This window comes from Curvibacter sp. GW821-FHT09D12 (assembly GCF_059416245.1).
In genome coordinates, this window is sequence record NZ_JBWKOU010000009.1 from 81,665 (window position 1) to 96,350 (window position 14,686).

Below are 14,686 nucleotides of genomic sequence, written 5' to 3' on the forward strand. Positions count from 1 at the left end.
ACGGCGCAAGCCAGAAGCGATCCGCAACATCGTGAGATGTCGCATTTCCTCAAGCAGGAGAGTGAGTGGGGCAGGCCTTCGGGCTTGCCCCGGTCCCTCAACCGCAAACCCCTTTGGCGGCCACGCCGACATGTGGCAGGGATTGCAAATTGACTACCCAATTTGAGTTTTATCAAGCGAATGCTGTTGACGGTCAACTGACCCAAACGCAGATGGCGGAGATGTTGTCTCTGCCCGTGGGCGATATCGACGGTTTTCTGTCGAATGGTGGCGAGCCCGACGCCACATCTGTGAAGGTGATCGAGACCACGGCGAACGCTGACCCCCAAGACGCCCCGAAGCCGGGCGATGCTCCTTCGTCTGCAGCTCCGGCAGCAGCTCCCAGTGCGCAAGGCGCCGAAGACCCTCAAAAGTCCGTGGTGCTGGCCAAGGATGGTGTTCACACCATTCCGTACGAGAAGCTGGCCGAGGCACGCGATGAAGGCAAAAAGTGGCGGACTGATGCTGAGGCAGCGCAAGCTGAGTTGGCTGCAGCCCGTGAGCAACTGGCAACCCTTCAAGCCGAAGCTCAAGCCCGAGCTGATGCAGGCAAGGCGCCAACGCAAGTTGACCAAAACCTGGCTACGGCTCAGGCGGCTCTTGCGGCTGGTGTCGATCCGACCATCTTTGGCGACTTCGACGAGAAGGGTATCGCGGCAGGTGTCGCGAAGCTGGTGGACATGCAGATCGAAGCGAAGGTGCAAGCCAAGCTCGATGCCGCACTGGCCCCGCTGCTGGAAGACAAGCGCCGGTCTGAAGAGGCTGGAAAGCTGTCGGCTCAAGAAGCCCACTTGAAGGCGATCTACACAGCGCACCCCGACGCCGATTCGATGGCGGAGAGCGCTGAGCTGAAAGCCTGGCTGGGCAACCAGCCGAGCATCGTCCGTGCGGCCTATGAGAACGCCCTCGCAAAGGGAACGACTCAGCAGGTGATTGAGGTGTTCTCGGAGTTCAAGAAGGCGACTGGCACAGCCGCGCAGCCATCTCAGGAAGAGGTGGCAGCGAAGGCCAAGGCCGCGCTTGCAGGGCTCAAACCGCCGACGCCGGCCAGCCTCTCGGACATTCCGGGTGGCAAAGCGGCGCCGTCTGATGAGCTGCAGGCAATGCGCGACATGGATGCCGCAACCCTGATGACAAGACTCGCAGACAAGACGCCGGCTCAGATTGAGGCCATGTTGGCCCGACTGGTCTGATTGTTTTCTGACACCGCTGTGAAGCGGAGTCGATCCCTTTGATGGAGGCCCTAAATGGGTGCAAAAACCGTTATCCCAATTGGCTCGCCAATTGCCAAGGTGGTCCAGAGCGCCGGCTTGTTCGCCGCTCACATGGGCCGCAACACCACCATGAATCGGCTGTCGGGCAAGATGCCCCAGCAGGCCGACGCGGAAAAGACCATCCGCAACCAGACCTCGACCCATTACCCCATCGTCCGCGCTCAGGATCTGAGCAAAGGCATGGGCGATGAGATCGATTTCGACCTGCTGAACCCCATGGGTGGCAAACCGATTATGGGTGACGACTTCGCCGAAGGCCGTGGCCGTGCGATGACCTTCGCCCAGGACAAGCTGCGCGTCAACCAGGCGCGCTATCCGGTGGACTGCGGCGCCCGCATGACTGCCCAGCGCTCGCCTCACGATCTGCGCCGCCTGGGCCGCGTGTCGGCTCAGGCCTACATGGATCGTCTGGGCGATCAAAGCCAGTTGGTTCACATGGCCGGCGCCCGCGGCTTCCACAACAACATCGAATGGGCGGTGCCTCTGGCCACCGATCCGGATTTCGCCAAGATCATGGTGAACCCGGTACGCGCTCCCAGCCGCAACCGCCACTTCATCAGCACTGGCTCGGGCATCGAGCGCATGAACGTCAGCGGTGGCGAAATTGCTTTGTCGACCACTGACCTCTTCAACCTCGATGTGGTGGACAGCATCCGCACGGTGATCGATACGATCCCCCTGCCGCCGCCCCCGGTGATCTTCGAAGAAGACAAGGCCGCCAACGATTCGCCCCTGCGCGTCCTGCTGGTCTCTCCCGACCAGCATGCGGCCTTCATCAAGACCGGCCAATTCCGCCAGCTCCAGGCGAACGCCATGGCTCGTTCTCAGGTTGCGGGCAACAACCCGCTGTTCCTGGGCGAGGCCGGCCTCTGGAATGGCGTCCTGCTGGTCAAGATGCCCAAGCCGATCCGCTTCTATGCGGGCCAGACCATCAAGTACTGCGCGGATTACACGACCTCGACCGAAAGCTCGTGCGTGGTTCCTGCTGCGTTCGGCACCACCTACGCGGTGGATCGTGCCGTCCTGCTGGGTGGTCAAGCGCTGGCCGAGGCCTGGGGTGTCAGCCAATCCGGTGCGCCGTTCTTCTGGTCCGAAAAGATGATGGACCACGACTCGCGCCTCGAAGTGCTGATCGGCGCCATCAATGGCCGTTCGAAGATCCGCTTCGAGATCGACCATGGCGATTCGACCCAGGTCACCGATTACGGCGTGGCCGTCATCGACACCACGGTGGCCCTGCAGGGCCTGTGATGAGCAGGGCCGGAGTGATCCGGCCCTCTCCCTGAACCGTTCAACCAATTCGAGGAGTGCCCATCATGGCAACCATCAAGAAGACCCGCTACCAGGATGCTGCGCCGTTCGGTGGCGTCCCCTATGGCAACCACGCCACGATCCCTTTTCAGCTGATCACCACTGCTGCAGGTGCAGCCCAGGACTCCGACACCACGGCCGCCATCGGCAATGGCGACAAGGTGGTTCTCGGCGTGTTGCCTGGCGGCATGAAGCTGAATGACTCCAGCGTCATCGTCTCGACGGCCTTCACGGCTGCTGTCGTCATGGCGCTGGGCTTCGAGTACGACGACGGCGTGGACAGCGCTGATGTTCCCCAGAACGCTTCGTTCTTCGGCTCTGGCATCACTGTGAACACCGCCGGCCGTTACCGCAACAACACGTCCAACCCGCCTGTGACGCTGCCGAAAGCGGCTCGCCTGATCGCCACCTTCAGCGGTGCTGCGAACGCCAAGGCCGCCCAGATGGATGTGCTGATCGGCACTGAAGTCATCGGCTGATCCAGCCGCCTGAAGAAAAAGAGGGGGCTTCGGCCCCTTCTGTCCATGAACTCCTGAAAGGCAGCCATGAAGCCCGCCCTCATTGCCAAGATTGCCCACGAAATCAACCGAGCCTACTGCCAGTCGCTCGGCGACAACTCTCAGCCGGCCTGGGAAGACGCGCCTGATTGGCAGAAAGACAGCGCATCGGCAGGTGTTGCCATGCACATCGAGAACCCCGACGCCACTCCTGAGCAATCCCACGTCTCGTGGCTGGCTGCCAAGATCGACCAGGGCTGGAAGTATGGCCCGGTGAAAAACAGCGCTCTCAAGGAGCACCCCTGCTGCGTCCCCTACGACGAGTTGCCCGTCGAACAGAAGGCCAAGGATTACCTCTTCCGCGCCGTGGTGCATCAGCTCAAGGACGTGCCTGATGAGGCCGGCGTGGCCGATACCAAGGTCGAGGTTCGGGTACAGACCGAGCAGCGTCCAGGCTTCACCCTGATCAAGTACCTTGGCAACCGCGAACGTCATCGCGAGAACCTCTACGGCACCGGCCTGGAGTTCATCAAAGGTGGCACCTGCTGGGTTCCCACTGACAAGGCGAACCTCATGCTCAAGCACCCCGACGTTTACGCGGTGGCCACTGAGGCCGAGGCCAAAGCTCCAGAAGCAGCAGCATCTCCCGTGGCGCAGGTGGTTGACACCGAATCTGACGAGGCCAAGGAAAAGGCGCGCCTGGAGGAGCTGGAGAACGCTCGCCAATCTCTGGGCACCATGACCAAAGAAGGTCTCATCCAGTACGCCAAACACAATTTCCAGGTCGATCTGGACCCGGCAATGAAGAAGGCCGAGCTGCAGACCCGTGTCGTGGGCTTGTTTGACCAGTTCGGGCCCTTGCAATGAACCTGGCAGACCTCATCGCAGCGTACCGCTCCGATGCGGTGGACAACGCTTTGCCCTACCTGGCCTCAGATCCGGATCTGACGATCTGGTTCGCTGAAGCCCAGGAGGAGGCATGCATTCGTGCACGCCTCATTTACGACACATCGACCCTGGCGGTTTGCAAGGTCCAGGTAACTGCCGGCACGCGCAGCTATCCGCTTCACGCTGCCGTCTTCGAGATCGCATTTGCGACCCTCACAGACGGCAATGGTGAGGTCTCCAAGCTAGATCAGATGGACCGGGTTGAACTGACTCGAATCTCCCCTGATTGGCGTCTCAAGACCGAGCGTCCCAAGTTCCTGATCCACGATGACACTCGCATCGAGTTGGCATTCACCCCTGATCAGGACTATGAGCTGACCATCGAGGCCTACCGGCTACCTCTCCAGCCGATTGCGAATGGCCTGGAGATCGCTGGAGCCCACCATCGGCGCCTGGTCGATTGGGCCCTCTACCGGGCCTACAGCAGACCAGATGCCGATTTGCAGGACGCAGAAAAGGCCGGCAATGCGCTGGCGAACTTCGAAGCCTATTTCGGACTTCGGCCAGATGTGGACCTGCGCAAGGCCACTCAGGCCAATGGGCCCCACTTCAATAAATCCGCCTGGCTGTGAAGCTCGGCTGAAGGATCAACATGGCCAACACCCTGTACCCCAAAGGCAAGGAAAAAATCCTCGCTGGTTCTATTGCTTTCCCCACCGACACGATCAAGGTCGCTCTCGTCAGCAACGGCTACACCTACGCAGCCACCGACGAGTTCCTGAGCACCATTGCTCCCTACGTTCTGGGCGCGGCCCAGACCCTGGCCAGCAAGACCACGATCTCGGGTGCGTTCGATGCTGCTGACGTCACCTTCGCCGCTGTGGCTGCTGGTGCAACTGCGCTGGGCGTCGTGATCTACAAGGACACGGGCGTGGCTGGCACCAGCCCGCTGATCGCCTTTATCGACACCATCACCGGCTTCCCCCTGGCCACCAACGGCGGCGACATCTCCGTGGTGTGGGACAACGGGACCTACCGCATCTTTGCCCTGTAAGGAGCGGGCATGGCCGGCGACGCGAACTGGGCAAATGTTGTCCTTCTCCTGCAATCGGGCACGGACGGCACGTTCACGGACAAGAGCAGTCGTGCGGCCAGCATCAGCTATTCCGGGTCGGGCCTCGCCACATCGCCGGTCAAGTTCGGCAGCATAAGTCTCCAGCCCCAGTTCACCTACCTGCCGTCCTCCACGGACTACAACCTCGGGTCTGATGACTTCACCCTCGAAGGGTGGGCATACCTCAATGCGACGCCTTCGCCCAATGCGACCATCGTAGGGAACCTGGTAGATCCGTCCGTAGGGTGGCGGGTCATTGTCAGCCCCGAGATGAACTTGGTCTTGAACGCGTACTGGACCGGACAGACCACCATCACGGAAACCGTCGATGCCAAGGTGCCGATGAACCAGTGGTTCCACTGGGCTGTCGTGCGTTCCGGGAACACCGTCACCACCTACGTCAGCGGCGCGACCGCAGTCACGCGCACTGCGACATCAATGGGGACGGTGAACGATTCCACGGCGTTGTTCGAATTGGGCGGGACCGTCGGAGCGTACTGGCCATGGCCGGGGTACATCGACAGTGTCCGCATCACAAAAGGTGTGGCGCGTTACGCGGGGCCGTTCACGGCGCCGACGAGTGCTTTCCCGGCGAGCCTTCTGATCGCTGATGGCGCAGACCAGTATTTTGGCTCGGTGTCCTTGTTGCTCCATTGCGACGATGCAGCAGTGGTTGACAGCAGCGGATACTCCAGGGGTTACTCGGGCATCGACGGGGTCACTCTGGATACGGCCCACGCCTTGTTTGGCGCGGGTGCGTACCATTTCAACGGTTCCGGCACCGGCCTCGCATATGCCCATGCCAGTGCATTGAACCTGGCGGTGGGCGACTTCACGATCGAAGTCGCGGTGAACCTGCCGACCGTGGGGGACTACTGCCTGTTGCAGAAGGACCAGCACTTCGGCTCGACCTACACCAGCTATGGCGTATTCATCCATGCCGATGGCTCCCTGCAGCTCACCGTCGGCACCGGCAACACCAATACATCCGTCCAGGACGTGGTGACTGCAGCCGGGGCCCTGACCGCCGGGGCATGGCATCGCCTCGCCTTTGTGCGGTACGGGACCCAACTGCGCGTTTACATTGATGGGTCGCTGGCCCAGAGCGCCACGCAGACTGCATCACCCCAAGACGGCGGAGGCCCACTCGTCCTGGGGTACAACCCGAGTGGCGGGTCGAACAACGACTGGAAGCTGAACGGGTACATCGACGAGGTGCGCATCACGAAGGGGGTCGCACGGTACACCGGCGCATCGTATACCCTCGACGCTACTGCGTTTCGTTCGGCTTTTGGTGCGTTCTCGGGCACGGTGCTTGACGCCTCCGGCGCACCCGCAGTGCGCACCATCTTGGCCTACCGCCGCGACACGGGCGCGCTCGTGGGGACCACCACCAGCAACAGCTCAGGTGTTTACAGCCTCGACACCACCTATACCGGCGCTCACGATCTCGTGTGCCTGGACTCCACCGGCTCCCTGCCTGACCTCATCCTTTCCCGGGTGATGCCGCAGTGACCACAACAAACTTCTCCTGGGTCGGCGTCGCCGCCTACTCCCCGCCGAGCGGCGGGGCGGCGAACTTCGCCTGGAGGGTCACGTACACATCGACCGGCTGGTCCGCCACACACCTCGGTGCGCCCAAGTCCCAGTACAACCAGGCCGGCACGGCCAGCGGCGTCGGCTCGGCCCGCACCGGCTTCCCGACCGGGCGCTACACGCAGATTGGAAACCCGCCGAGCATCCGCCTGACCCGGTTCGGCTCGCTCAACGGGTCCATCTGGCAACCTGCAACTGGGTTCAGCACGACCCAGCTCGGGGCCCCAGCGGCGGTACGCGGGTATGGCCCTAAAGGCTGGCTCGCCACCAAGGTCAGTCAGCCCCAGCTCCTGATGACCTCGGTCGGGTGGTCGTCCACCGCCATGGGCACCCCGGCGGGGTCGCTGTTCTACAGTGCCGCGCCCATCGGCCCCACGTCCGTGGTCTCCCAGGCCTACTACCCGTTCAGCCAGAACACAGCCGCGGTCGGCAGCACCGCGGGTGGCCTGGGCCTTCCTGTGTCTATCGTCACCGCTCCGGGGTCCAAAGCCCGCAAGGTCCTGGCGTTCGGCACTTCGTCCACAGCGCTTGGCGCCCCAACCGCTCAGTTCCTCCAGATGGCCCAGGCCACGGGGGTGCTGGGCACCGGCGTCGGCGCCCCAGTAGCGGTGAGGGGAGGGCATTCGAGCGGACGGTCCACCACCAGCCTCGGCACAGCCAAGCTACGTGTCGGCGCTCACCCCAGCCCCTGGAGCAGTGCAGCGTTCGGCACCCCCGTGCTGCGTTTGAAACTCCAGGAGAGCGGTCGGTCCACCACCAAGTTCGGCGCGGCCAAGTGCGTGCGCCCGCGCACCTACAAGGCATACCCCTTGCCGGCCCGGCATGCCTTTGGCCAGCCCAGCTTCACCAACCGACTTCCCCACCGAGCCGCTGGCACCACAGAAACCCATTTGGGCGCCCCAAAGGGAACCAGCAACTACCACGCCCTACACACCCCACCCACTGTGCGCTGGGGAACGGGCCTGATTCGAAGGACATGAAATGCTGAAGTTCGCCAACTTCAAGGGGATCAACAATGTCGACCTTCCAGAACGCATTGATGATTCTGAACTGACCAATGCGACCAATGTTGACATTGGTATGTCAGGCGAGATCGTGCGCCGAATCGGCTTCACGTTGGAATCAACCATTCCACACAACAATGTGTGGGAAGGGCCAAATTTCCTCTTGGCTACCGTGAATGGTGATCTGCTCAGCGTCCAAGCCAATGGCACCAGGACCGTTCTTTACTCGCAATTGAGCGACAGCCCGCGTGTTTGGTATTCCGAGCTGCCTGATGGCCGTGTGGCATTCTCGAATGGGCTCATCAGCGGCATCGTGGCGGCCAATGGTCTGAGCCAAACACCTTGGGGTGTCCCTGTCCCCACTGGGGTTGGCGCACTCACCGATGTGGCGGGCAGCCTCTTTCAGGGCCAGTACCAGTACCAGCTCACCCACGTGCGGCTCTCCGATGGCCTGGAGGGCGGCCCAGCCTATGCCCAGCCGGCCCAGGTTTCCCAGGGCGGGATCTTGCTGACCGGATTGCCACAGCGAAGCGGCTACGGAATCAACGTCTATCTCAGCGGTGCGGATGGCGGGGATTGCTTCCTGGCAGGCATGACCCTGGGCGAATCCTTCAGCTTCACCGGGAAAAATCAAGATCTCGTGATTCCGTGCCGCACGGAGTTCGTTCAGCCGCCGCCAGCCGGCCGCCTGTGCTGCACTTGGCGTGGTCGTTCATTGCTGGCCGTCGGCAATCTTCTGATCGCCTCGCGGGCCTACCAGCCTGAAAACTTCGACATCCGGGAGGATTTCAAGCAGTTCTCCGATCCGATCACATTGATCCAACCCATCGAGGGTGATGGCATCTATGTGGGCACAACGCGAGCCCTGTACTTCTTGGCCGGGACTGAGTTTTCTGGGCTGGCCATGTCCTCGGATCTCGCTGGGTCTGTAGTTCTTGGATCTGGCGTTTCCGTCCCCGCCAACCTCATTGCAGGAGGATCAGGGCAGGGCACGGCCATGGTCTGCATTGCAGGCCGGGTTTTGGTGGCTGGTTTCGCTGGCGGATCTGTTTTGCGTATCACTGAGGGTCGATATGAAACAGAGGCTGTCTCTGTTGTCTCCACCTTTCGGCGCACAGGCGGCCTGGCTCAGTACATTGCGGTGCCCCAATGATCCCCATGCTCATCACTCTTGATGGGGATCCAATCGGAATCCATCAGCCGCTTCAACTTCATAGCGACCTGGAGCTGAGTGCGCAACATCTTGCTGAAATCAGCGCCGAATATCACTGCTTCGACATGCTGTGCAGGACTTCATTTGCCTCGCAGCATTCCCGCGAAGTCGATTTATCTGATGGCTCGATTGTTCTATTTGAACGTGCTTTTGGGGTGGATAAGGCATTCGTCAAAGTCGCTTCGAGAAATCAAGTAGAAAGGCTGGCCATTCCAATTGCCTGGCCAGCATTCGTCGATCTCGCCTTCTCGACGATCTTCGATCGGCCTGTGGTGGACATGGGCAGCTACACACCGCCGCCTTACCCACCAGAGCCGGTGTACCCAACGCCAGCGCCGTACGGGGTGCCCGAGCCCACGTACGTGGGGCCGGCGACCGACCCTTATGTCTACTGGGTCAATCAGGAGGCCTACAACGTCGCCGCCGGTCAGTACACGATGAGCATCCGCCGTGCACTGTTCTCAGAGCTTTCCTCTGCAATCGGGGAGACCGCTGCGCAGGCCTTGTTGACCGATGGGGGGATTGCCGACATGGACGGCGTTGATCCTTCGCCGTACCCCCACTTCGTCACCAAGACCCACTATGCGACCTACGGTGAGATCTTCTTCCAGTACACCTACGGCAATGGCATCAGCACGCGGGTGTCTGAGTTTGAGCGCTCAGCGCAGGCTGCGGTCGTAGCAGCGCAGTCTGCAGTTCCGCCCGCCAGCAGCGATGACTACCTCGCTTTCCTCGCTGCACATGAGGCCTGGGCCAACGCTCGCAACGCCTATTACGCCGGCCTCTACAACGCCTGGTACACCACAGTGCACCAGGCCTGGGTTGATGCGTGCAAGGCCATCGACGACGCCTACCCGTCCAGCAACGGAGCGACCATCCTGAAGACGCTGCGCACGGAAGCCAGGGGCAACCAGATCGCGGCGCTGAAGGAATGGCTGGACACCGGGATTGCAAACCCGCACCTCACGGCGCGTTACCTCTCCTTCCCGTTCACCGTGCTCGGTGCGCACACGGGTGCATTCAGTCTGCCGGCCGGCACGGACGTGGGTCATGACCAGATCACTGATGCCACCGTGAACTGGCAGATCACCCACACCGTGACCGACGGCAATGTGAACACGGTGGCCGGCGAGACCTACGCTGATTTCTTCGCCCAGACCACCATGGCATTCGCGACCCCCTGGAAGATGGGTGGGAATGTGGCCAAGCCAACCAACTTGTTCGGCTGGCTGGCCAACGGCAACTACGTTCGCTACAAGCGCTACTACCCGAACCATTACCTGGAGCTGGCCCAGACCCGCCCCGGCGACCTGAGCACGCTGAGCTTCACCACAGCACCCGGATACGCAGCCTATGTTGACAGCCCAATCGGCGCAACGTCGAGCAGCTCTGCGGTGGTCAACTCCGACCGCTTTGTGCCGCCGGGCTCGGTCATCACCATTGCCCAACTGGAGTACGAGGTCTACGACCCCTACGTGCTGGACTGGGTGTGGATGCCGGCCGTGGACCTGCGCAAGTACGACTCGATCTGGATCGCCAGCATGGGGCCGTACACCATCCCCGCGTTGCCCGAACTCCAAAGCGCCGGCACCTCGCCGCGCAATGTGCGTGTGCGGCGCTTCCTCCGCCAGACCCGCCAGGCCGACTGGAGCTGGGCGACCGCCGCCGATGTACCCAGCGACAAGCTGCGCCCAACCACGCTGCCTACGTTTCCGCTGACCTCGCTCTGGCCCTATTACCCGACGGCCGTCGTGGTGGCGATGAACCTGCATGCGGGAGCTAATCCTCGCACTGAGCAACTGAACAGCTTCCCCTATGGGGCCACTGCAGTCTTTCCCGGAATGCAGCAAGACGTCGCGGGTGCAGCCCTTGATGACTGGGCGTCTCAGGCATCCCTCTTTACTCTGGTCGCCAAGGTTCTAAACCACATTTACAAGATCGCTTGATATGAACGCAATCATCCTGAACACGAGAACTGGGGCGGTGTCTGAATACTCAAACTTTGACGTCAATTCCATCACCTCGAATTTCGCTGGCAGCTCTGCCGGGTTGAGGAAATTTGGCGGATCGTCAGATGCCGGATCCCCCATCGTTGCCCAGATCATCACGGGCAAAAAACTTTGGGGCACCTCAATGAAAAAGGCCATGCAGGCCTTCATCTATCTGGCCTTGAATTGCTCTGGCCGTGGAGAGGTAACGGTCTTTGGTCGCAACGATTCATGGACCTATGTCTTTCCATCATTTCCAGATGGCGAAGCAAGATGCCAATCAGGCCGAGGCCTGCGCGAAAACTACCTTGCGTTTGGCTATCGAAACATCGATGGCGATGACTTCCAACTCGATCAGATCGAGATCCCTGTTTCTTCTTCTAAAAACCGGAGGGTTTGACCATGACTACCCCAGCCCAACAGGTAGAAAGCGCATTCACTAACGCAAAGAACTACGCTGCAACGGCGCAGGCCCAACTTTCGTCGTTTCTGAATGCGATGAATTCGGCGATATATACCGCTCCAACCTATTCGATTGAATGGGCCCCAGTCAATGAGCCAACGCCGCTGGAATATCCATCCGTTCCATCTGAACTTCAGAGCATCGGTCAGGACTTCAAGTTCAGCACTTCGCTTGATTCAACGAAGCCGAACGCTCTCACAATCGCGGCACCGAGCATCAGCGGGATCTTTCCCACCTTCTCGGGCCAGGCTCCGACGCTCAATATGCCTGCTGCGCCAACGCTGAACATCGGCGCGGTGCCCACAGTTCCCTCGTTGTCCAGCGTGTCGCTTCCAACGGCGCCGACGATCACCATGCCATCGACCCCCACGTTGATGAGTCTGAGCACGATCACCTTCGGCGGAGTGAATCTGCACACAGACATGGAGGAGTTCCTCAAGACGATACCGACCTTCACGCTGGCAGCTCCAACACCGTTCTCTCACTCGGTTGGTCCCGCCTATTCCAGTGCTCTTCTGACCAATCTCAAGGCGCTGATCAATGAGCGCCTTGCTGGTGGCACGGGCTTGCCTGCAATCGTGGAGCAGGCGATTTGGGATCGTCTGCGCGGGCGTGAAAACGCAATGGCCCAGGCCAACATCATCGAGGTGACACGCACTCATGAGGCGCTTGGGTTCTCTCTGCCTTCCGGTGCCCTTGCCAGTCAACTGCGTGCCGCGCAGCAGGCCTTTTACGACAAGATGTCCGATGCAAACCGGGACATTTCGATCAAGCAGGCCGATCTTGAGCAGGCCAACCTGAAAACTGCCATCGACCAAGGTATGGCGCTGGAGGGCCAATTGATTGAAAACGCCTTCAAGCTGGAGCAGCTGACGTTTGAGATCTCCCGGGCCTACGCTGACAACGCGGTTCAGTCCTACAACGCACAGGTGAGCGGATACCAGGCCTTGCTGGCCGGCTATGAGGCCTATGCAAATGCCTATCGGACCCTGATCGATGCGGCCAAGGCGCAGATCGAGATCTACCGCGCTGAACTGGCCGGTGAGGAAACCAAAGCCAACATCAACCGGACCCTGGTCGAACAGTACAAGGCGCAGATTGAGGCCGGCATGGCCCTTGTGGAGATCTACAAGGCCGAGCTGGAGGGCACCAAGGCCTTGGTTGACCTGGAGGGCGCCAAGATCAGCGCTGCAGGCCAGCAGATTCAGGCCTACGTGGCCGGGATCAATGCGCAAACTGCCGGCGTGGAGGCCTACAAGGCCTCGGTATCGGCCGAGGCCACAAAGGTGCAGGTCTACGAGGGCCTGGTGCGCTCCTACTCCGCCCAGGTGAGCGCCGCGTCCGAGCAGGCCCGCGTGAACATCTCTTACTTCGAGTCCATGGCGAAAGCTAAGGCCGACGAGTGGGCAGCCTGGCGCGAGCGCGTCCAAGCTGAGTCTGAGCGCATCAAGGCGGTTGCCATGCAATCCAGCGCCATTCTCGATGGTTACAAAGCATCAGTGGCCAGGGTTGAGGCCCAGATCAACCAGGACATCAAGCACTGGGAAACCTCGATTGGTCAGTACAGCGCCCAAAAGGAATACACCCTGCGGGCTGAAAAGCTGAATAACGATGCAGTGACGACTGCTCGACAAACCCAATTGGAAGTTGCCAAGGTAGGAACTTCGGTCATGTCGCAGCTTGTCGGTAGCGCTTACAGCATGATCCGGACCTCTGCCAGCGTGTCTGGTGGGTCGAACATGAATATTGGTTTCAGCTATTCCGGATCCGTGAATGGAGATGTTCCCCCTGTCACCACTGTCTGATCAGCGCCCCCCCTCCGGGGTTTCTTGAATTTGTGGGGTGCCTTGAGACTGCGTGCAGCTTTGCACAAAGGTCCATCATGGCAACCACAACCGAAGAAGAAAAGAAGCGGGCCCAAGGGTTCGGCTTCTCCCCGCGTCAGCCTGGGGATTCGAGCACATCCAACCAAATCCCTACGGGCGCTACTCGTACCGTTCCACCGGATGGCTCCCAAGACAACCCTCTGAACAATGATGTTGGCCGCAATCTGGTCAACACAGCTTCTGCTTTGCCTGGTGCCGCTGCTGTTCCTGGTGTGGCCGGTGCCGTGGCTTCTGGATTTTCAAAGGTGGCGGAAATGGCGCCCGCTGCATCTGCCGTTGGGAAGGCGGTGCAGGCAGTCGGGCCTTACGCTGTCCCGGCTGCAGGGGCTGCCGGCCTGGGCTTCGCCTCTGCTGGCAACTCCACAAACGCGCCTTCAACCTCTGCGCCTGCCCCTGCTCTTCCTTCCCCTGTGCCGCAGGCTGCCAACCCAGGCGCAGCGCCGAGCCAGGGCAAACCTGTTGCTGGTGGTGATGTGGCTCTGGGATTCCCTGGCTCCCCTGTTACCGCTCCACAACTGCAGAACAACATCACCAGGACCAATGATCCGGCGACTGGAATTCCTTCCTATTCGGGCTCCAACATTGGTCCGAACGCCACCATCAATGGAAAGGAGGCCGGTGGCGGCTTCATGACCACCGGGGTGGGCTTCCAGCCGAATCAGGCTGCTCAGGCTTCCCAACCGCCAACACCTGGTCCCGGCCTCGGTTTCATGCCGCAGGCCGATGTGCGCAATTCCAGCAATGACTGGCAGGCCCGAAACAACCTCCGCAACTTGGAGGTCAGCGCTTCCAGCACCACTGGCTCGAAGCGGGACATTGCTATGCGTCAGGACGCCTACACCAAAGCTCTTGGGGCTGATATTGCGCTGACAGGTGGCGCTGACCCGGCAACGCTGGCTGCCATGCGCGGACAGACCGACATCGCCCAGACAGGCATGAGGGAGGCTGGAGCTACGGCCCGTACCAATGCCCAGGAGGCTGGATTGGGGTTCCGCGCCGGCCAGTCCAACCAGATCGCCCAGGGTGAGCTGGCACTGAAGCAGACCGCAGCAGGTTTTCAGAGCCGATCAGCCCAACGCCTGGAGCAATTGCAGATGGCCTACCAGGCTGCCAAGCCTGAAGACCGGGCTGCGATTGCCGAGCAGATCCGCGTCCTCTCCGGCCAGGCCAAGCCGGATCAGTTCAAGGTGGCTGCAGGTGGTCAGCAGCTCGGCCCGAATGGGGAGATCTTCAAGACTCCTGATCGCGTCTTCAACGCGAACAACGGGCAGTTCGTCGATCAGGTGCAGTCATCGGCTTCAGCAATTCCCCCAGCAGCCCTTTCCATGCTCAAAGCGAATCCTGCTTTGGCATCTGACTTCGACAAGAAATATGGTGCGGGCGCCTCTGCGCGTGCTCTCGGCCACTGAGGAA

Annotated in this window: 13 protein-coding genes; all 13 read left to right on the forward strand. The window is 60.9% G+C overall.

Features of this window, described 5'->3' with window-relative positions; genetic code table 11:
- Positions 1 to 149: 149 nt before the first annotated feature.
- The 13 genes from AC07PT_RS16195 to AC07PT_RS16255 all read left to right on the forward strand — a co-directional run bounded on the left by AC07PT_RS16195 (position 150) and on the right by AC07PT_RS16255 (position 14,682).
- Complete coding sequence (locus AC07PT_RS16195) at positions 150 to 1,232, forward strand: hypothetical protein (protein ID WP_494657327.1); 1,083 nt, start codon at positions 150 to 152, stop codon at positions 1,230 to 1,232.
- Between the two features lie 54 nt (positions 1,233 to 1,286).
- Positions 1,287 to 2,564, forward strand: coding sequence for a phage capsid family protein (locus AC07PT_RS16200; RefSeq protein WP_494657328.1), 1,278 nt, complete (start codon positions 1,287 to 1,289; stop codon positions 2,562 to 2,564).
- Positions 2,565 to 2,629: 65 nt separating this feature from the next.
- Positions 2,630 to 3,103 carry a hypothetical protein gene (locus AC07PT_RS16205; protein WP_494657329.1) on the forward strand — a complete coding sequence of 158 codons (474 nt, stop codon included), beginning with the start codon at positions 2,630 to 2,632 and terminating at the stop codon, positions 3,101 to 3,103.
- Between the two features lie 66 nt (positions 3,104 to 3,169).
- A complete protein-coding gene (locus AC07PT_RS16210) occupies positions 3,170 to 3,988 on the forward strand; it encodes a RyR domain-containing protein (protein ID WP_494657330.1) in 819 nt (272 codons plus the stop codon).
- Positions 3,985 to 4,641 (forward strand): phage adaptor protein, encoded by a 657-nt coding sequence (locus AC07PT_RS16215; RefSeq protein ID WP_494657331.1) that lies wholly within the window; start codon positions 3,985 to 3,987, stop codon positions 4,639 to 4,641. Before AC07PT_RS16210 ends, AC07PT_RS16215 begins: the two co-directional genes overlap by 4 nt.
- A gap of 20 nt (positions 4,642 to 4,661) precedes the next feature.
- Positions 4,662 to 5,063: a hypothetical protein gene (locus AC07PT_RS16220; RefSeq protein ID WP_494657332.1), complete on the forward strand. Its 402-nt coding sequence runs from the start codon at positions 4,662 to 4,664 to the stop codon at positions 5,061 to 5,063.
- A 9-nt stretch (positions 5,064 to 5,072) separates the two neighbouring features.
- Positions 5,073 to 6,638 (forward strand): LamG domain-containing protein, encoded by a 1,566-nt coding sequence (locus tag AC07PT_RS16225; RefSeq protein WP_494657333.1) that lies wholly within the window; start codon positions 5,073 to 5,075, stop codon positions 6,636 to 6,638.
- Between the two features lie 374 nt (positions 6,639 to 7,012).
- Positions 7,013 to 7,699, forward strand: a complete 687-nt coding sequence (locus tag AC07PT_RS16230; protein WP_494657334.1) for a hypothetical protein — start codon at positions 7,013 to 7,015, stop codon at positions 7,697 to 7,699.
- A gap of 1 nt (position 7,700) precedes the next feature.
- A complete protein-coding gene (locus AC07PT_RS16235) occupies positions 7,701 to 8,876 on the forward strand; it encodes a hypothetical protein (protein ID WP_494657335.1) in 1,176 nt (391 codons plus the stop codon).
- A 5-nt stretch (positions 8,877 to 8,881) separates the two neighbouring features.
- Positions 8,882 to 10,882 carry a hypothetical protein gene (locus tag AC07PT_RS16240; RefSeq protein ID WP_494657336.1) on the forward strand — a complete coding sequence of 667 codons (2,001 nt, stop codon included), beginning with the start codon at positions 8,882 to 8,884 and terminating at the stop codon, positions 10,880 to 10,882.
- Position 10,883: 1 nt separating this feature from the next.
- Entirely contained in the window at positions 10,884 to 11,324 is a 441-nt protein-coding gene (locus tag AC07PT_RS16245; RefSeq protein ID WP_494657337.1) for a hypothetical protein, read from the forward strand.
- Positions 11,325 to 11,326: 2 nt separating this feature from the next.
- Positions 11,327 to 13,192: a hypothetical protein gene (locus AC07PT_RS16250; protein WP_494657338.1), complete on the forward strand. Its 1,866-nt coding sequence runs from the start codon at positions 11,327 to 11,329 to the stop codon at positions 13,190 to 13,192.
- A gap of 77 nt (positions 13,193 to 13,269) precedes the next feature.
- Positions 13,270 to 14,682 (forward strand): hypothetical protein, encoded by a 1,413-nt coding sequence (locus AC07PT_RS16255; protein WP_494657339.1) that lies wholly within the window; start codon positions 13,270 to 13,272, stop codon positions 14,680 to 14,682.
- Positions 14,683 to 14,686: the final 4 nt, after the last annotated feature.